We start from the raw sequence: 18291 nt of genomic DNA on the forward strand, positions 1-18291 counted from the left end.
GGGTTGGTCCCCTCCACCCACCCCCACACCCCCCCCCGTCGGACGTCGTCCCCAGGAGGGTCTCAGCGCAGGAAGGGGTCCACGGCGATCGCGAGGAACAGCACCGACACGTAGGTGATGGACCAGTGGAAGAGCCGCATCTCCTTGAGCTTGCCGCCCGTGGCCTCGGACTTGGCGCGGTTCTGCAGCCCGTGCGCCTCCCACAGCCACATGCCGCCCGCCACCAGCGCGACGGCCGTGTAGAACCAGCCGGTGTAGCCCAGCGGGGTCAGCAGCAGCGACACCACGACCATCACCCAGCTGTAGATGACGATCTGCCGTGCGACCACCTTGTTGGAGGCGATGACCGGGAGCATCGGCACGCCCACGCGCGCGTAGTCCTCCTTGACCTTCATGGACAGCGGCCAGTAGTGCGGCGGCGTCCAGAAGAACATCACCCCGAAGAGGATGATCGGCGCCCAGGACACCGAGTTGGTCACGGCCGACCAGCCGATGAGCACCGGCAGGCAGCCGGCGATGCCGCCCCAGACGATGTTCTGCGAGGTGCGGCGCTTGAGGATCATCGTGTAGACCACGACGTAGAAGAGGAGCGCGCCGAGCGAGAGCCAGGCCGACAGCCAGTTGACGGTGAGGCCGAACAGCAGGGTGGAGACGACGGCCAGGGTGATGCCGAAGACGAGGCATTCCGCCGGGCTGACCATGCCGGTCACCAGCGGGCGCTGCGAGGTGCGGTCCATCAGTGCGTCGATGTCGCGGTCGATGTACATGTTCAGCGCGTTGGCACCGCCGGCGGAGAGGTAACCGCCGACGCAGGTCAGCAGCACCAGCCCCAGATCCGGAACACCCTGTTCGGCGAGGAACATCACCGGAACGGTGGTGATCAGCAGAAGCTCGATGATCCGCGGCTTGGTCAGCGCCACGAACGCCTTGACACGGGCCCCGAACGGCCGGTGACTCGGGCTCTGGTTCGTCCCGATTACCCCCGCAGGACGGGATTCAACGGCCGTCACGCACACCCCTGACAGAGACATCCCAGCAAGCCTCCCCGTGTGAAGTGGCGGTAAAGGCTCGCGCGTACCACGCCACTTTAGACGTTGCCCATACCTCGGCCTTCGCGGGGGTGGGGTCGTGTTGGAAGGGGTGCTCCGACGTGCGTTCGGAGAGTCGATTGAGCAGTCAGATGAGCGGCGCCGTATTCACTTGCCGAATGCGGTTTCGCCCAGTCGACAGGCGGATCGTGAAGAGTCCCGGCAGTCTGGATTCCAGCGGAAAAACGCACGTACTTACGGGGGTAGGCTCGACAGCGGCCGGCCGATCTCACGGACGCGCCGGCAGCCGGTGGGCGCCCACGTGCACCGGCATCCGACATGTGGAGAGGAGCCCTGACTCAGGGTGAGCACCAAGCCGACCACCACAGACCTCGAGTGGACCGAACTGGACCAGCGGGCCGTGGACACCGCCCGCGTCCTGGCCGCCGATGCCGTACAGAAGGTTGGCAACGGCCATCCGGGTACGGCGATGAGCCTGGCGCCCGCCGCCTACACCCTCTTCCAGAAGGTGATGCGGCACGACCCCGCCGACGCGAACTGGGTCGGACGCGACCGCTTCGTGCTGTCGGCCGGCCACTCGTCCCTGACCCTCTACACCCAGCTGTACCTGGCGGGCTTCGGCCTGGAGCTGGCGGACCTGGAGTCCTTCCGCACCTGGGGCTCCAAGACCCCCGGGCACCCGGAGTACGGGCACACCACGGGCGTGGAGACGACGACCGGCCCGCTGGGCCAGGGTGTCGCCAACGCCGTGGGCATGGCGATGGCCGCCCGCTACGAGCGCGGTCTGTTCGACCCGGAGGCCGCCGAGGGCACCTCCCCGTTCGACCACTTCGTCTACTGCGTCGCCGGTGACGGCTGCCTCCAGGAGGGCATCTCCTCCGAGGCCTCCTCGCTCGCGGGCCACCAGAAGCTCGGCAACCTGGTCCTGCTGTGGGACGACAACCACATCTCCATCGAGGGTGACACGGAGACCGCCGTCTCCGAGGACACCTGCAAGCGCTACGAGGCGTACGGCTGGCACGTGCAGCGCGTCGCCCCGAAGCCGGACGGGGACCTGGACCCGAACGCGCTCTACGACGCGATCGAGGCGGCGAAGAAGGTCACCGACCGGCCGTCCTTCATCGCCCTGCGCTCGATCATCGCCTGGCCCGCCCCGAACGCGCAGAACACCGAGGCGGCGCACGGCTCGGCGCTCGGCGACGAGGAGGTCTCGGCCACCAAGCGCGTCCTGGGCTTCGACCCGGAGAAGTCCTTCGAGGTCTCCGACGAGGTCATCGAGCACACGCGCGGCGCCCTGGAGCGCGGCCAGGCGGCCCGCGCCGTGTGGGAGAAGTCCTTCCAGCAGTGGCGGGACAACAACCCCGACCGCGCCGCCGAGTACGAGCGCGTCGCCAAGGGTGAGCTGCCCAAGGGCTGGGAGGAGAAGATCCCGGTCTTCGAGACGGGCAAGGGCCTCGCCACCCGCGCCGCGTCCGGCAAGGTGCTCCAGGCGCTCGGCGCGTTCGTGCCCGAGCTGTGGGGCGGCTCGGCCGACCTGGCCGGCTCGAACAACACGACGATCGACAAGACGTCGTCCTTCCTCCCGGCGGGCAACCCGCTGCCCGAGGCGGACCCGTACGGCCGCACCATCCACTTCGGCATCCGCGAGCACGCGATGGCCGCGGAGATGAACGGCATCGCGCTGCACGGCAACACGCGCATCTACGGCGGAACGTTCCTGGTGTTCTCCGACTACATGCGCAACGCCGTGCGGCTGTCGGCGCTGATGCACCTGCCGGTGACGTACGTGTGGACGCACGACTCCATCGGTCTCGGTGAGGACGGCCCGACCCACCAGCCGGTCGAGCACCTCGCCTCGCTGCGCGCCATCCCGGGTCTGAACGTGGTCCGTCCGGCGGACGCCAACGAGACGGCGATCGCCTGGCGGGAGATCCTGCGCCGCTGGACGAAGGAGTTCGGCAAGGGCCAGCCGCACGGTCTGGCGCTGACCCGTCAGGGCGTGCCGACGTACGAGCCCGACGACGACGCGGCCAAGGGCGGCTACGTGCTGTTCGAGGCCGACGGAGGCGACGCCGAGGTCGTGCTCATCGCCACCGGCTCCGAGGTGCACGTCGCCGTGGAGGCGCGTGAGCGGCTGCAGGCCGACGGTGTGCCGACCCGCGTGGTGTCGATGCCGTGCGTCGAGTGGTTCGAGCAGCAGGACCAGGGGTACCGGGACAGCGTCCTGCCCCCGTCCGTGCGTGCCCGTGTCGCGGTCGAGGCCGGTATCGGCCTGACGTGGCACAAGTACGTGGGAGACGCCGGCCGGATCGTTTCCCTGGAGCACTTCGGTGCCTCGGCGGACGGCAAGGTGCTCTTCAAGGAGTTCGGCTTCACTGCCGAAAACGTGGCCGACGCCGCGCGGGAATCCCTCGCCGCGGCTCGGCGCTGACGCCCGTATACGACACGTAGGAGATGCATTTTCCATGACAGACGCACTCAAGCGCCTCTCCGATGAAGGCGTGGCGATCTGGCTGGACGACCTGTCCCGCAAGCGGATCACGTCCGGCAACCTCGCCGAGCTGATCGACCAGCAGCACGTCGTGGGCGTCACCACCAACCCGTCGATCTTCCAGAAGGCGATCTCGCAGGGCGACGGCTACGACCAGCAGCTCGCCGACCTCGCCGTCCGCAAGGTCACGGTCGAAGAGGCCATCCGCATGATCACCACGGCGGACGTCCGCGACGCCGCCGACATCCTGCGCCCCGTCTTCGACGCCACCGGCGGCAAGGACGGCCGGGTCTCCATCGAGGTGGACCCGCGCCTCGCGCACCACACCAAGGCGACCGTCGCCGAGGCCAAGCAGCTCGCCTGGCTGGTGGACCGGCCGAACACCTTCATCAAGATCCCGGCCACCCTGGAGGGCCTGCCGGCCATCGCCGAGACCATCGGCCTGGGCATCAGCGTCAACGTCACGCTGATCTTCTCGCTGGAGCGCTACCGGGCGGTCATGGACGCCTTCCAGACCGGCCTGGAGAAGGCCAAGGAGCGCGGCCTGGACCTCTCGCGGATCCACTCCGTGGCGTCCTTCTTCGTGTCCCGCGTGGACACCGAGATCGACAAGCGGATCGACGCGCTCGGCACCGACGAGGCCAAGGCCGCGCGCGGCAAGGCCGCCGTCGCCAACGCCCGGCTCGCCTACCAGGCGTACGAGGAGGTCTTCTCCTCGGACCGCTGGGCGGCCCTGGAGAAGGCCGGCGCCAACAAGCAGCGTCCGCTGTGGGCGTCGACCGGCGTGAAGGACAAGGCGTACAGCGACACCATGTACGTCACCGACCTGGTCGCGCCGAACACGGTCAACACCATGCCGGAGGCCACCCTGGTGGCCACCGAGGACCACGGCGAGATCACCGGCAACACCGTCGCCGGCACCTACGAGCAGGCCCGCGCCGACCTCGACGCGGTCGAGAAGCTCGGGATCGGCTACGACGACGTGGTCCAGCTGCTGGAGAAGGAGGGCGTCGAGAAGTTCGCGGACTCCTGGAACGACCTGCTGAAGTCGACCGAGGCGGAGCTGAAGCGCCTCGCCCCCTCGGAGGGCTAGGACATTGTCAAGCAGCAACCCGCTGCGTGACCCCGCAGACCGACGGCTCCCGCGTATCGCGGGGCCGTCGGGTCTGGTCATTTTCGGCGTCACCGGCGACCTCTCCCGCAAGAAGCTCATGCCCGCCGTGTACGACCTCGCCAACCGGGGTCTGCTGCCGCCGGGCTTCTCGCTCGTCGGATTCGCCCGCCGCGACTGGGAACACGAGGACTTCGCCCAGGTCGTGCACGACGCCGTCAAGGAACACTCCCGTACGCCGTTCCGCGAGGAGGTCTGGCAGCAGCTCATCCAGGGGATGCGCTTCGTCCAGGGCACCTTCGACGACGACGACGCCTTCGAGCGGCTGCGCGGCACCATCGAGGAGCTGGACAAGGCGCAGGGGACGGGCGGCAACTTCGCCTTCTACCTCTCGGTGCCCCCGAAGTCCTTCCCGGTGGTCATCCAGCAGCTGAAGAAGCACGGGCTGGCCGACCAGTCGAGCGGCTCCTGGCGCCGCGCGGTGATCGAGAAGCCGTTCGGCCACGACCTGAAGTCGGCCGAGGAGCTCAACGCGATCGTCCACGAGGTCTTCGGCTCCGACCAGGTCTTCCGCATCGACCACTACCTGGGCAAGGAGACCGTCCAGAACATCCTGGCGCTGCGCTTCGCCAACACGATGTTCGAGCCGATCTGGAACCGGTCCTACGTCGACCACGTGCAGATCACGATGGCCGAGGACATCGGCATCGGCGGCCGGGCCGGTTACTACGACGGCATCGGCGCGGCCCGTGACGTCATCCAGAACCACCTCCTCCAACTGCTCGCGCTGACCGCCATGGAGGAGCCCGCCTCCTTCGACGCGGACGCGCTGGCCGCCGAGAAGACCAAGGTGCTCGGCGCGGTCCGGCTCCCCAGGGATCTGGGCCGGGACACCGTGCACGCCCAGTACGCGGCCGGGTGGCAGGGCGGCGCGAAGGCCGTCGGCTACCTGGAGGAAGAGGGCATCGACCCCAAGTCGAAGACCGACACCTACGCCGCGATCAAGGTCGGCATCGACAACCGCCGCTGGGCGGGCGTCCCCTTCTACCTGCGCACCGGCAAGCGCCTCGGGCGCCGGGTCACGGAGATCGCGGTCGTCTTCCAGCGGGCCCCGCACTCCCCCTTCGACTCGACGGCCACCGAGGAACTCGGCTCGAACGCGATCGTCATCCGCGTCCAGCCGGACGAGGGCGTCACGGTCCGCTTCGGCTCCAAGGTGCCGGGCACGTCGATGGAGATCCGGGACGTGTCCATGGACTTCGCCTACGGCGAGTCGTTCACGGAGTCCAGCCCCGAGGCGTACGAGCGCCTCATCCTGGACGTGCTGCTCGGCGACGCGAACCTCTTCCCGCGCACGGAGGAGGTCGAGCTGTCCTGGAAGATCCTCGACCCGATCGAGGTGTACTGGGACCAGCACGGCACCCCGGCCCAGTACCCGGCCGGCACCTGGGGCCCCGTCGAGGCCGACGACATGCTGGAGCGAGACGGACGGAGCTGGCGCCGCCCATGAAGACAGATCTCACGGACACCACCGCCAGCAAGATCAACAAGGCGTTGGTCCTCGGCCGCCGGGCCATCGGCACCCCGGCCATCGGCATGGTGCTGACGCTGGTCATCGTCACCGACGAGGAGAACGCCTACGACGCGCTGAAGGCCGCGAGCGACGCCGCGCACGAGCACCCCTCGCGCACGCTCGTCGTCATCAAGCGCGTCTCGCGCTCACCCCGGGACCGCACCAGGTCCCGGCTGGACGCCGAGGTGCGCCTCGGCGCCGACGCGGGCACCGGCGAGACGATCGTGCTGCGGCTGTACGGCGACGTCGTCGACCACGCCCAGTCGGTGGTCCTGCCGCTGCTGCTGCCGGACGCGCCGGTCGTGGCGTGGTGGCCGGTGAACGCGCCGCTGGACCCGGCCCGGGACCCGCTCGGCGCCCTCGCCCAGCGCCGGGTCACCGACACCTACGCCTGCGAGGAGCCGATCCGGGAGCTGGTGGCCCGCGCCGACGCCTACGCGCCGGGCGACACCGACCTGTCGTGGACCCGCATCACGCCGTGGCGCTCGATGCTGGCGGCGGCCCTGGACCAGGTCGACTGCGAGGTGCAGGCGGTCGAGGTGGAGGGCGAGGAGTTCAACCCGAGCTGTGAGCTGCTCGCGATGTGGCTGGCGGACCGGCTGGACGTGCCGGTGAAGCGTTCCGCGTCGAGCGGTCCGGGGCTGACGGCGGTCCGGATGGACACCGACTGCGGTCCGGTCGTCCTGGACCGGGCCGACGGATCGCTGGCGAACCTGTCGATCCAGGGCCAGCCGTCACGCGCGGTCGCGCTCAAGCGCCGCGACACGGCCGAACTGATCGCGGAGGAGCTGCGGCGCCTCGACCCGGACGACACCTACGCCTCGGCGCTGCGCTACGGGGTGGACCGGCTGAACGCCCCGGCCAAAGGGGACTCCGGCGACCGGGAAGGCGCCGTCGCGGTCGCCGCTCCCGTCGAAACGGTCGCGAAGGCCCGCGCGAAGGACGCGACGCAGGAGAAGACACCGGTGAGGAAGGCGGCGGCGAAGTGAGCGAGACCCCTCAGCTGGTCGTGCACCGCGACAAGGAGCTGATGGCCGAGGCCGCCGCCGCCCGGCTGATCACGAAGATCGTGGACGCGCAGGCCTCCCGGGGCAGCGCGTCCGTGGTCCTCACCGGCGGGCGCAACGGCAACGGCCTGCTCGCGGCGCTCGCCGGGTCCCCGGCCCGGGACGCCATCGACTGGAGCCGCCTCGACCTGTGGTGGGGCGACGAGCGCTTCCTGCCCGAGGGCGACCCGGAGCGCAATGTCACCCAGGCGCGCGAGGCGCTGCTGGACTCGGTGCCGCTGGACCCGAAGCGGGTGCACGCGATGCCGGCGTCCGACGGCCCGCACGGAGCCGACGCGGAGGCCGCGGCGGCGGCGTACGCGCGGGAGCTGGCCGAGGCGTCCGTCCCCGAGAACCACGCGGCGGTCCCGTCCTTCGACGTCCTGCTCCTCGGAGTCGGCCCGGACACGCACGTGGCGTCGCTCTTCCCGGAGCACCCGGGCGTGCGGGAGACGGAGCGCACGGTGATCGGCGTCCACGGCTCCCCCAAGCCGCCGCCCACCCGCGTCTCGCTCACCCTGCCCGCGATCCGCGCGGCCCGCGAGGTGTGGCTGCTCGCGGCGGGCGAGGACAAGGCGAACGCGGTCGCGATGGCCCTGTCGGGCGCGGGCGAGATCCAGGCCCCGGCAGCCGGCGCGAGGGGCCGCGCCCGCACCCTGTGGCTACTGGACTCGGCAGCGGCGTCACAGCTACCGAGGTCGCTGTACCCGCCGGCCTCGGCGTAACCAGGCACCGTCCGGCGCCCCCGACCGTGTGCCTTGCTCGCCCGGTCGGGGGCGGTGCCGCCCTGGTGGAGGATGCCTGGGCGGGGCTCCTGCGAGGGGCGCTGAGCGCCCTGGGTGTCGAGTTCCCGGTACGGGTTGGTCTCCGCCGGGGTCACGCGCCAATCAATAGGTCTCGACCATGGCCTTGTACTAGGTCCGGGTAATCGAGTGCGAGGGGCACAGCCGGACTGGCATACTCCGCGCGGTGACAACCCACCACAGCCCCGGCCCGGCCCTGATCACCGGCGCACGCGACGCCGAACTCAACGAACGTCTGACTGCCGAACTCGTCGCCTTCAACAGGGGTGCAACAGGTTCGGCCGATCGCGACATGTTTTCGGTCAAGGTCACCGATGAAGCAGGTGAGCTGATCGGCGGATTGGCTGCCTGGACCTGGGGCGGTTTGTGCGGCATCGAACTGCTGTGGGTGCGCGAGGACGACCGCAAGGATGGATGGGGCAGCAGGATCCTGCATGCTGCCGAGGCCGAGGCCCAGCGACGCGGCTGTGACCGCGTAGCTGTCTCTTCCTTCACCTTCCAGGCCCCCGACTTCTACCAGCGGCACGGCTATGTCGAGACCGGCCGAACCCTGGGCATTCCCGGCGGACATGCGGACGTGCACATGTTCAAGCCGCTGGCGTCAGGGCTCACGGCCTCGGACGAGGCGTGAACACCAGCCTCACAGCCACTCATTGACGGCCAACCAGGACGAGGCGTATCGGGGTACCGAGGGGGCACCTACTGTGAGCAGCGGAGCGGCGGATAGCGTGCGGGCATGGCGATGACGGGGAAGCGGCGGGTCCTGTACCGGCAGGGCAGCGGGTTCTGGCGGATGACGGCGAAGTGGGTTCTGGTCTTCGGGGCCCTGTACCTGCTGGACGGCGGGCTGCTCCGGACATGGGGCGACGCTCTGGTCTGGCCGATGATCGGGATCCTGCTGTGGGTGCCGTTCGGGGTCGGTGGCGCCTGGTACCCGAAGAAGGACCAGCGGGTCGCGCTGACGGCGCGTGAACTGCGGGTGCGGCGCAAGCGGCTGCCGCTGGAGAGGGTGAATCTGCTGCACGTGGCGCGGCTGTGGTTGGAGGGGCGGTCAACGGCGGACGACCAGCCGGTGCTGGAGTGGATACGGTTCGACCGGGTGGTGTGGGTGCCGTTGCAGGATGGCCGGGCGTTCGGCGTGGAGTTCCGCGACCCGGCGGCGTTCGCCAAGGTTTTCGGCGCCTTCGCGGTCGAGGCGTGCGGCGGGCCGGACATCGTCCGCGCGAGGGCCGCAGCGGAGACCTACCCGGAGCCGCGACCGATGCGGCACCGCCCCGCCGACGACGGCGGCTCCCGGCTGGATGTCCTGGACATCTTCAACTGAGAGCCGGAGGGAGACGCACGGCGAGGGGCAGCAGTCCGTCGGGGGGCGCGGGGAACTGCACAGGCCGGCGTGGAGAGGAACAGCCCGGCCAGCGGCGGCATGCGCAAACGAGACGCCCCGGCCGTGCGCCCTTGCTCGCACGGTCCGGGGCCGCTGCCCGCCCAAGGCTGAGGGAGCCTGGGCGGGGTCCAGCCTCACTGCCCTTGAGCCCTCGCTGCATTCCCGGAGGGCCAGGCGCCTTCGGCGTCGCGTTCCCGGTGCGGGTTGGTCTCCGCCGGGGTCACGCGCCAATACGTCTCGACCATGGCCTTGTACTGGCGGTGCGAGGGATTCAGGCCCGTGTGCTTGAGCGCCCAAACCTCCACAGGCTCACGGTCGTTGTCCGACGCCGGTGCTTCCTGGCCGCAGTCCATGCACACCGCGGAACAGATGGCGTGCGGAGCAGCCTCGACCGCTTCCGGTCCGAGTGACCATTCGGCGGCTTTGATGATCGCGCGTGTCACCTCGCCCCCTCGGTCGGCTGGTCGGCTGCCCTGCCGGTGCAGCGCCGGCAGATGCAAGGCGGGTACTGGCCGGTGAGTTCCGGCGCCGCCGCAGGCCTGACCGTGTGCTTGCCGCGCACCCAAGTGCGTGCGCCCGTCTGCGGATTGATGCGGTAGACCTTGATCGTCATCGTCATGACGCGCCCCCACCGCTGTGTGCGAGGCGGTACGTGCCCCACAGTTCCCGGCCCTTCTCGCAGCCTTCCGCAGCCGTGGTCACCCGCTTGCATGCCTCGCACTTGCGGGCATGCTCGAACCACAGGCGGTAGGTGCGCTGCATGTCGCCTTCCGGGGCGCTCATCGCGCGCCTGCCTTGGCGCAGGTGCAGACGCTTCCCGGCGGGGTGGTGTCCGGCTGGGCCGTGGCGCGCGTGTCCGCCCAGTTGGCCGGCGGCAGTACCCATGGCGGGGTGTACGGCGCCGGAACCGCCGTGGGTGAGGCGTCACCCTGGGCACGCAGCGTGGGCACGTCGACCAGCCGCGTGCCCACCGTGTACGGGGTGGGTCCCTGCGGGGTCTCGGTGGGCGCTGCGAGGCGGTTGTTCCTGCCCTGGGCGGACGGTCCGAGCAGGACCACTCTCAGCCATTCAAGGGCCTGTGTTACACAGTGCACTGTCGGCGCTCCTTGTCAGCGTGGGCCATGCCCCCGCGGCCGTTAGCGCGGTCGCGGGGGTCCTTACGTCTGACCACTCAACCGATTTGGCGACTGCCTACGGGAGTTGACCAGCGTTGACTAGACTGAAAAGTCAACGGTCAACACCTTCCGGAGCAGGCATGGACGACTTCAGAACGCGTGTCCGGGCGGCCCTCGACGAACGTCGTATGAGCATGCGAGGCGCTGCCCGTGCCCTCAATTATGACGTTTCCTATCTGAGTCGCGTCCTCAACGGGAAACAGCCACCATCCCTGCAATTGGCCGAAGGGCTGGACGCACTACTAGCCACCGACGGCGAGTTGGTCGCCCTTGCGGCTCGCCCCGGCCAGGCAGAAGAAGCGGTTTCCCCCGAACTCCGGCCCACCCGCGACGGGGACCGGGGAGCGGGTTTCGCGCGCGCCATTCGCGAAATGTCGCAACGTCTTGTCGTCCTCGACAATGAGATCAACGGCTTGCCCATCGCGGACGTAGCTGCGCGCGCCTTCAAGTCAGTGCATCGCCAGATGGGCGAGGGTGAATACGACCGCAGGGCTGAGCACGATATCCAAGCGGCGGCAGCGGAGCTGGCAGAAGTCGCCGGATGGGCACTGTTCGACGCCGAGAAACAGAAGGCTGCCCGCAGATTCAACCAAGAGGCGCTGTTCCTGGCTAAGCTTTCGGGTGACCGCTCGATGGAGCTACTGGTCATGCAGAACATGGCTATGCAGGCAGGATGGATGGGGCGCCCTCGCGAAGAATTGGCAATCGCACGATCCATCATCGAGCACGGTCGACTTTCCCCGCACACCGAAGCAATCTTCAGAGTCCGCGAGGCGAAAGGCCTAGCAGGATCGGGGCGGGAATCGGAGGCCGCCCAGTCATTCGACCGCGCCCGCTCGCTCATCCAAGAAAGTAAGCGTTGCAGCGACCCCTACTGGGCTTGGTGGGTTACAGCCAACGAAATTGATGGGAATCAAGGGTTCGCCTTCCAAGCGGCGGGCCAGTGGAAAAGGGGAATTCCCCACCTTCAAGGGGCTCTGCACGGCGCAGGCGAGGCCAAAGTGGGATACAGGAATATTTCTGCCGTCCGGCTACTCGGCTGCCTTCTGGGAGTAGAGGCATGGCCGGAAGCTGAGGACTTGGCGGAGTCAATCCTCCCAACCATTGGCGAGACTGCCTCTGCCCGCACTCTCAGACTGTTGGGCGAAACGACCCAGAGAGGAATCCGGCTGCCCGGAGCCCCCATGGGAGTCCGTGACGCACTCCACAGCATCTCTGACACACTGAATGAGGACCCTTACGCGTTCTAGTACGCGTTCTAGTTATCAGCGCGGTGGTCATGAGAGGGGAAGGATCGAGACAGCCGCGCCAGGGCCGCTTGGCGCTCCCCGGCGTCTGCCGTGGCGGCCGGAGCGCCGGGACCGGACCATGGGGGTGGAGGTGTTTGTCATGGGCGAGCGGGTCGACGCCGACGGGGTCGGGATCTGGGTCGAACGCCGAGGCCGGGGACCCGATGTGTTGCTGGTCGCCGGGCTGAGTGATCCTGCTGAGGCGTGGCAGCCGCAGCTCGACGGGCTCTCCGATCGTTACCGGCTCATCGCCTTCGACAACCGAGGGTCGGGGCGGACGCCGTTGCCCGAGGGGCCGCTGTCGGTGCCGATGATGGCTGATGACGCCGCGGCGCTGCTGCGGGCGCTCCAGGGGGAGAAGGCTCATGTCGTCGGCTTCTCGCTCGGCAGCCTGATCGCACAGGAGTTGGCGCTACGCCACCCGGAGCTGGTCCGCAGCCTTGTCCTCGTGAGCACCTGGGGCCGGCCGGACGCCTTCTTCCGCTCCATGACCCGCTTCTGGCACTGGCTCGCGACGGAGGCGCCGAGCGAGCGCGCCATGCTCGAGGCGTTCCTGCTCTGGGTCTACACCGCCCGCGCTCACGCGGACGGCACGGTGCAGCAGATCATCGACGAGACGCTGGCCTTCCCGTACGCGCAGTCCGCCGAGGCCTTCCAGCGCCAGCTGGATGCCTTTATGACGCATGAGACGCTCGACAGCCTGCCCGGCATCACCGCACCGACCCTCGTCCTGGCCGGCGAGCTTGACATCACCGCGCCTCCACGGCTCGGGCGGATGGTGGCCGAGGCGATTCCGGGCGCGGAGTTCGAGGTGCTGCCAGCTGAGGCGCACCAGCCCTTCCAGGAGTCTCCGGAGGTGTTCAACGCCAGGGTCGACGCGTTCTGGCGTGAGGTCGGCGGCATCCGATCCTGAAGCCGGGCTCCAGATCACGATCTACGGCTGGAGCACTGGCCAGCCGTTCGGATGCCTGGGAACGCGAGAGGGGGCGGCGAGGTCGAAGAACCCTCACCGCCCCGTCTACCCCTCACTTCACGGACCCCGCCATAACCCCCTGCACGAAGTGCCGCTGGAACGCGAAGAACACGACCACCGGCACGACGAGCGACAGAAACGCCCCGGGCGCCAGCACATCGATGTTGCTCCCGAACTGTCGGATCTGCGACTGGAGTTCCACGGTCAGCGGCTGCGCCGAGCTGTCCGCGAACAGCAGCGCCACCAGCATGTCGTTCCACACCCACAGGAACTGGAAGATGGCGAGGCTGGCGATGGCCGGCCGCCCCACCGGCAGTACCAGACGGATGAAGATCCGCCACTCGGTGCCGCCGTCCATGCGCGCGGCCTCCAGCATCTCCTTGGGCATCTCGGCGAAGTAGTTCCGCAGCAGGAACACCGCGAACGGCAGCCCGTACGCCACGTGGAACAGCACCACACCCGGGATGGTCCCGAACAGGCCCAGCTGCCCGAAGAGCTTGGCGACCGGCAGCAGCCCGATCTGCACGGGCACCACCAGCAGCGCCACGACGATCAGGAAGACCGCCTCGCGCCCCGGGAAGTCCAGCCATGCGAAGGCGTACCCGGCGAGTGCCCCGACGACCACGACGAGCACCGTCGTCGGCACGGAGATCAGCACCGTGTTCCAGAAGGCCTGGGTGATGCCCGAGTTGCCGAGCAGCGCCGAGTAGTTGTCGAAGGACAGCTGCCCGGGACTGGCCAGCGCCGTCCACCAGCCGCCCTTCGCGGTGTCCTCCGCGGAGCGCAGGGAGGAGAGGAACAGCCCGGCCAGCGGAGTCATCCAGACCAGGCCGACGAGCACCAGGAAGGCCTGGACGATCCCGTTGCCCAGATACCGCCGGACGGCGTTCATCGCTGACTCCTCATCGCTGACTCCTCTTGAAACGGCGGACGTTGAAGACCATGGCCGGGACGACGAGCAGCAGGAGCAGCACGCCCAGCGCGCTGCCGAGCCCCTGGTTGTTGCCGCCGCCGAACGACACCAGCCACATCTGCGTCGCGAGCACCGTCGCGTCCTCCTGCACGGGCCCGGGCGCGATGATGTAGACGAGGTCGAAGACCTTCATCACGTTGATGACGAGGGTGATGAAGACGACCGTCAGCACCGGCGCCAGCAGTGGCACGGTGATCCGCCGGAAGATCTGCCACTCGTTCGCGCCGTCCATCCGCGCCGCCTCCAGCGCGTCGCGCGGCAGCGACGACAGGCCGGCGCCGATCAGCACCATCGCGAAGCCGGTCCAGATCCACAGGTACGCCCCGATGATCGCGGGCGTGACCAGCGCGGGCCCGAGCCAGGAGACGCCCTCGTAGGGCGGGGCGAAGTTCGAGGCGGGCAGCTCGACGGCGTACGAGCCGTCGGCCAGCGACTCGAAGCGGAAGGAGCCGTCGGCCGCGGTGGTCGCGGTGGCGACCGTACGGCCGTCGCGCACGGCCTCGACCGTCATCCCGGGCAGCCCGCTCTCACGTCGGTCCACCCTGCCCTGCTCCCCTCCCCCGCCGGGTGTGAAGTCCAGGTAGACGACGCCGCTCACCTCACCGGCAGCCGCCTCGCGCCCGGCCGCGCCGTACGCGGGCTTCGTGCCGGACGGCAGGTCGTCGGGCAACACCCCGACCAGGCCGAGCGCCACCGTGTCGCCGGGGGACACACCGGCACTCGTCCGGTACGCGCCGTCCGCCGCCTTCACCAGGCCGCCGCCCTGCCCCTCGCGGGCCCGCGCGGTCGGGTAGGAGGCCGTGTCGGCGAAGGCGTCGTGGACCCCGGTCACGGCGGCGTTGAGGACGCCCTTGTCCGGGTCGTGGTCGTAGGCGAGCCGGAAGATGATGCCGGCGGCGAGGAAGGACACCGCCATCGGCATGAAGAGCAGCAGCTTGAAGGCGGTGGCCCAGCGCACCTTCTCGACCAGGACGGCGAGGATCAGGCCGAGGCCGGTCAGCAGCGTGGGTGCGATCACGACCCAGATGGCCGTGTTGCGGATGGCCTTGAGGGTGGCCGGGTCGCGGAACATCTCGCTGTAGTTCTCGCCGCCCACGAAGCGCGTTCCCGAGGCGTCGAAGAAGCTGCGCCCGACGGAGAACACCACGGGGTAGACGACGAGCGCGCCGAGCAGGAGCAGCGCGGGGAGGACGAAGAGCAGGGCGACGGCCGCCCGGCGCCGCCGGGGGCGCCGCAGCGGCGCCGGTCCGGGGGCGGTGGGCGGGCTCGCCTCTTTCACCAGGGTCGAGGTCATGACCGGTCAGCCCTTGTAGGCCTTGGCCGCCGCGGCCTCCAGCTGCGCGGCGGTCGCCTTCGGGTCGGACGGGTCGCGCAGGAAGTCCTGGAGGATCTTCCACTCGCCCGTGCCCTTGGTGCCGCCGAAGGCCGCCGGTGCCTGGTCGGACATGTCGAAGCGGACCGAGTCCCCGGCGCCCACCAGGGACTTGGCGGTGGCCCGGCTGACGTCGTCGCCGTAGGAGGCGAGGTCGAGCTTCTTGTTCGGGGAGAGGAAGCCGCCCGCCTCGGCCCAGACGGCCGCGGCCTCCGGCGTCGCGAGGTACTCCAGGAGGGCCGTTCCGGCCTTGGAGTTCTTGCCGTCCTTGAGGACTACGGCCGCGTCACCGCCGCTGACCACCGGCGCCTTGCCGCCGTCGACCGCGGGGAACGGGAAGAAGTTGGCGTCCTTGCCGATCTCCTTGCCGAACTGGTCCTTGGCCACCCCGGCGACGAAGTCGCCCTCGTAGACCATGCCGGCCTCGGGCTTCGGGCCGAAGACCTTCTCCACGGAGCCGGGGAAGTCGGTGTTCAGGGCGCCCTTCTGGCCGCCCTCGATCAGCTGCCTGTCCTTGAAGAGCTTGCCGAGGGTGGTGAGCGCCTCGACCACGCTGGCGTCGGTCCACTTCAGTTCGTGGGCGGCGAGGGCGTCGTACTTCTCGGGGCCGGCCTGCGAGAGGTAGACGTTCTCGAACCAGTCGGTCAGCGTCCAGCCGTCCTGCCCGGCGACCGAGAAGGCCGCGAGCCCGGAGTCGGAGACGGTCTGCCCGGCCTTCAGCATCTCGTCGTAGGTCTTCGGCGGCTCGACCCCGGCCTGGGTGAGGGCGTCGGGGCTGTACCAGACGGTCGACTTGTGGGCGGCCTTGAAGTAGAGGCCGTAGAGGGTGCCGTCGACGCTGCCGTACGACTTCCAGACGTTCGCGAAGTTGCTGTCCACGGACTGCTGGGCCGTCTTGGACAGCGGCTTCAGCCAGCCCTTCGCGGCGAACTGCTGGAGCACGCCGACCTGCGGGACCATCACGACGTCGGGGGCGTTGCCGCCCTCGATCTTGCTGCCGACGACGGTGGAGACGTTGTCGCCGGTGGAGACGAACGAGGTCTTGGCGCCGGTCTTCTCGGTGAAGGCGTCCAGCACCTTCTGGAAGTTCTCCTGTTCGGTGCCGGACCAGACACCGGCGACGGTGACGGACTGGCCGCTGAGCGCCTTGTCGCCGCCGCCGGCCGAGACGGGTCCGCCGCCGCCGCAGGCGGTCGCGCCGAGGGCGAGTACGAGGGCGGTGCAGCCGGTGAGCAGGGTGGAACGTCGTCGCATCATCGTTGATGTCCCTTCGAAGGGTGAGGTCGGAGCGAGGTCAGTGGTCGGCGATCCACCAGGCGGCGGTGGAGCCGGGCAGGGAGCCGGCCGGGCAGGGGCCGCTGCTGAGCAGCGGTGTGCCGGGGACCGGCGCGGGCGTGGGGGCGGTGCCGAAGTTGACGGCACAGACCAGTCCGTCGCCGCGGACGAAGGCCAGGACGCCGGGCGGGGTGTCCAGCCAGCGCAGGGTGCCCTCGCCCAACTGGGGCAGGTCGCCCCGGAGCTGGAGGCCGTCGCGGTAGAGGTGCCAGAAGGAGCGGGTGTCGGCGAGGGCGCGGTCGGTGGCGTACTCGGCGAAGTACTCCGGCTGCGGCAGCCAGGGCTTGGCGCTCCCGTCGCCGGAGGTGAAGCCGAACGGGGACGCCTGTCCCGACCAGGGCAGCGGCACCCGGCAGCCGTCGCGGACGCGGGCCCGGCTGCCGGTGCGGTGGAAGATCGGGTCGGTGAGCACGTCGTCGGGCAGGTCGACGACCTCGGGCAGGCCCAGTTCCTCGCCCTGGTAGATGTACGCGGCGCCGGGCAGCGCCAGCATCAGCAGGGCCGCGGCGCGGGCGCGGGCGGTGCCGAGTCCGCTGCCGTCGGTGGCGGGTTCGCCGTAGCGGGTGACGGTGCGGACCTGGTCGTGGTTGTTGAGGACCCAGGTGACCGTGGAGCCGGTCCCGGCGATGTCCTGCATGGCCTCGGAGATGACCTTGCGGAACGCGTCGGGATCCCAGGGGGCGCCGAGCAGGTCGAAGAAGAAGGCCTGGTGGAGTTCGTCGGGGCGGACGTAGCGCGCGTGTTCGCGGGCGCTGGGGACCGACACCTCGCCGACCAGGAGGCGCTCGCGGCCGTCGCGGTCGGCGTACTCCTCGCACACCGCGCGCCACTGCCGCCATACGTCGTGCACCTCGGGCTGGTTCCAGGCGAGCGGGTTGACCGAGTCGCGGGTACGGGCGTCGGCCTCCGGGTCCGGGGAGTCGGGCAGGTCCGGGTGCTTGAAGAGGCCGGCGGCGACGTCGATGCGGAAGCCGTCGACTCCCCGGTCCAGCCAGAAGCGGAGTATGCGGTCGAACTCGGCGGCGACCTCGGGGGTGCGCCAGTTCCAGTCCGGCTGCTCGGGCGTGAACATGTGCAGATACCACTGGCCGGGCCGGCCGTCGGGCTCCGTCACGCGGGTCCAGGCGGGGCCGCCGAACATGGCGTGCCAGTTGTTGGGCGGCTCGTCGCCGTCCGGGCCGCGGCCGTCGGCGAAGTGGAAGCGCGCGCGGGCCGGACTGCCGGGCTCGGCGGCGAGGGCCTCGCGGAACCACGGGTGCTCGCTGGAGCAGTGGTTGGGGACGATGTCCAGCAGCACCCGGACGCCGAGGCGCCGGGCCGCGGCGACCAGCGCGTCGAACTCGGCCAGGTCGCCGAAGAGCGGGTCGACGCCGCGGTAGTCGGCGACGTCGTAGCCGTGGTCGTGCTGCGGCGACGGGTAGAAGGGGCTCAGCCAGATCCCGTCCACGCCGAGCTTGCGCAGATACGGCAGTCCGGCCCGGACGCCGGCGAGATCGCCGACCCCGTCGCCGGTGCTGTCGAGAAAGCTGCGGACGTAGACCTGGTAGATCACCGCGTCACGCCACCAGTGGTGCCTGTTCACCCCGAAGACCCGTCTGTCGAGAACCTCTGCCGTTGTGCATGCATGTTAGGTAGCGGTGTCGCGAGGGTGTCAACGAATGAAACAAAGGCTACTGGGGAGTTGGGTGCTTATATCCGGACTTAGCAGCACACGGAG

At 69.7% G+C, this 18291-nt stretch carries 18 protein-coding genes; 9 read left to right on the forward strand and 9 right to left on the reverse strand.

What is annotated here, in order from left to right; genetic code table 11:
* Nucleotides 1-62 precede the first annotated feature (62 nt).
* A complete protein-coding gene (locus ACFWR9_RS32265; protein WP_383848260.1) occupies nt 63-1031 on the reverse strand; it encodes a heme o synthase in 969 nt (322 codons plus the stop codon).
* A 361-nt stretch (nt 1032-1392) separates the two neighbouring features.
* On the opposite strand from ACFWR9_RS32265, the gene tkt reads away from it, so the two are divergent.
* The 7 genes from tkt to ACFWR9_RS32300 all read left to right on the forward strand — a co-directional run bounded on the left by tkt (nt 1393) and on the right by ACFWR9_RS32300 (nt 9397).
* Complete coding sequence (tkt, locus tag ACFWR9_RS32270; RefSeq protein WP_383848263.1) at nt 1393-3480, forward strand: transketolase; 2088 nt, start codon at nt 1393-1395, stop codon at nt 3478-3480.
* 34 nt (nt 3481-3514) lie between these two features.
* Nucleotides 3515-4633, forward strand: a complete 1119-nt coding sequence (gene tal / locus ACFWR9_RS32275; RefSeq protein ID WP_383848265.1) for a transaldolase — start codon at nt 3515-3517, stop codon at nt 4631-4633.
* 4 nt (nt 4634-4637) lie between these two features.
* Entirely contained in the window at nt 4638-6161 is a 1524-nt protein-coding gene (gene zwf / locus ACFWR9_RS32280; RefSeq protein WP_383848268.1) for a glucose-6-phosphate dehydrogenase, read from the forward strand.
* Nucleotides 6158-7213 (forward strand): glucose-6-phosphate dehydrogenase assembly protein OpcA, encoded by a 1056-nt coding sequence (opcA, locus tag ACFWR9_RS32285; protein ID WP_383848270.1) that lies wholly within the window; start codon nt 6158-6160, stop codon nt 7211-7213. The genes zwf and opcA overlap by 4 nt, the downstream gene beginning before the upstream one ends.
* Nucleotides 7210-7995 (forward strand): 6-phosphogluconolactonase, encoded by a 786-nt coding sequence (gene pgl / locus ACFWR9_RS32290; protein ID WP_383848272.1) that lies wholly within the window; start codon nt 7210-7212, stop codon nt 7993-7995. The genes opcA and pgl overlap by 4 nt, the downstream gene beginning before the upstream one ends.
* 244 nt (nt 7996-8239) lie before the next feature.
* A complete protein-coding gene (locus tag ACFWR9_RS32295) occupies nt 8240-8704 on the forward strand; it encodes a GNAT family N-acetyltransferase (RefSeq protein WP_383848275.1) in 465 nt (154 codons plus the stop codon).
* A gap of 105 nt (nt 8705-8809) precedes the next feature.
* Nucleotides 8810-9397 carry a hypothetical protein gene (locus ACFWR9_RS32300; protein WP_383848278.1) on the forward strand — a complete coding sequence of 196 codons (588 nt, stop codon included), beginning with the start codon at nt 8810-8812 and terminating at the stop codon, nt 9395-9397.
* A gap of 194 nt (nt 9398-9591) precedes the next feature.
* On the opposite strand, the gene ACFWR9_RS32305 is transcribed toward ACFWR9_RS32300, so the two are convergent.
* Genes ACFWR9_RS32305 through ACFWR9_RS32320 form a run of 4 tightly spaced genes read right to left on the reverse strand, consistent with a single transcriptional unit; the run spans nt 9592 to nt 10551 of the window.
* A complete protein-coding gene (locus ACFWR9_RS32305; RefSeq protein WP_383848281.1) occupies nt 9592-9900 on the reverse strand; it encodes a hypothetical protein in 309 nt (102 codons plus the stop codon).
* The gene (locus ACFWR9_RS32310; RefSeq protein ID WP_383848283.1) at nt 9897-10076 is read right to left on the reverse strand and encodes a hypothetical protein; all 180 of its coding nucleotides are present in this window, start codon (nt 10074-10076) and stop codon (nt 9897-9899) included. Before ACFWR9_RS32310 ends, ACFWR9_RS32305 begins: the two co-directional genes overlap by 4 nt.
* Nucleotides 10073-10240: a hypothetical protein gene (locus ACFWR9_RS32315; protein ID WP_383848285.1), complete on the reverse strand. Its 168-nt coding sequence runs from the start codon at nt 10238-10240 to the stop codon at nt 10073-10075. Before ACFWR9_RS32315 ends, ACFWR9_RS32310 begins: the two co-directional genes overlap by 4 nt.
* The gene (locus ACFWR9_RS32320; RefSeq protein ID WP_383848288.1) at nt 10237-10551 is read right to left on the reverse strand and encodes a hypothetical protein; all 315 of its coding nucleotides are present in this window, start codon (nt 10549-10551) and stop codon (nt 10237-10239) included. Before ACFWR9_RS32320 ends, ACFWR9_RS32315 begins: the two co-directional genes overlap by 4 nt.
* A gap of 161 nt (nt 10552-10712) precedes the next feature.
* Here ACFWR9_RS32320 and ACFWR9_RS32325 point away from each other — a divergent pair, with 161 nt between their 5' ends.
* Together ACFWR9_RS32325 and ACFWR9_RS32330 are read left to right on the forward strand one after the other, a co-directional pair.
* Entirely contained in the window at nt 10713-11882 is a 1170-nt protein-coding gene (locus ACFWR9_RS32325) for a helix-turn-helix domain-containing protein (RefSeq protein ID WP_383848290.1), read from the forward strand.
* Between the two features lie 139 nt (nt 11883-12021).
* Nucleotides 12022-12834, forward strand: a complete 813-nt coding sequence (locus ACFWR9_RS32330; RefSeq protein ID WP_383848293.1) for an alpha/beta fold hydrolase — start codon at nt 12022-12024, stop codon at nt 12832-12834.
* Between the two features lie 112 nt (nt 12835-12946).
* On the opposite strand, the gene ACFWR9_RS32335 is transcribed toward ACFWR9_RS32330, so the two are convergent.
* The 4 genes from ACFWR9_RS32335 to ACFWR9_RS32350 are packed head-to-tail and all read right to left on the reverse strand — an operon-like array spanning nt 12947 to nt 18156.
* On the reverse strand, nt 12947-13786 hold the full coding sequence (locus ACFWR9_RS32335; protein WP_383848296.1) for a carbohydrate ABC transporter permease: 840 nt from the start codon (nt 13784-13786) through the stop codon (nt 12947-12949).
* Between the two features lie 10 nt (nt 13787-13796).
* Nucleotides 13797-15161: a carbohydrate ABC transporter permease gene (locus ACFWR9_RS32340; RefSeq protein WP_383848298.1), complete on the reverse strand. Its 1365-nt coding sequence runs from the start codon at nt 15159-15161 to the stop codon at nt 13797-13799.
* Between the two features lie 6 nt (nt 15162-15167).
* Nucleotides 15168-16496 carry an ABC transporter substrate-binding protein gene (locus ACFWR9_RS32345; protein ID WP_383848300.1) on the reverse strand — a complete coding sequence of 443 codons (1329 nt, stop codon included), beginning with the start codon at nt 16494-16496 and terminating at the stop codon, nt 15168-15170.
* Nucleotides 16497-16533: 37 nt separating this feature from the next.
* Nucleotides 16534-18156, reverse strand: a complete 1623-nt coding sequence (locus ACFWR9_RS32350) for a glycoside hydrolase family 13 protein (RefSeq protein ID WP_383848303.1) — start codon at nt 18154-18156, stop codon at nt 16534-16536.
* Between the last annotated feature and the right edge of the window lie 135 nt (nt 18157-18291).

It is taken from the genome of Streptomyces sp. NPDC058534 (assembly GCF_042717365.1).
Taxonomy (GTDB): domain Bacteria; phylum Actinomycetota; class Actinomycetes; order Streptomycetales; family Streptomycetaceae; genus Streptomyces.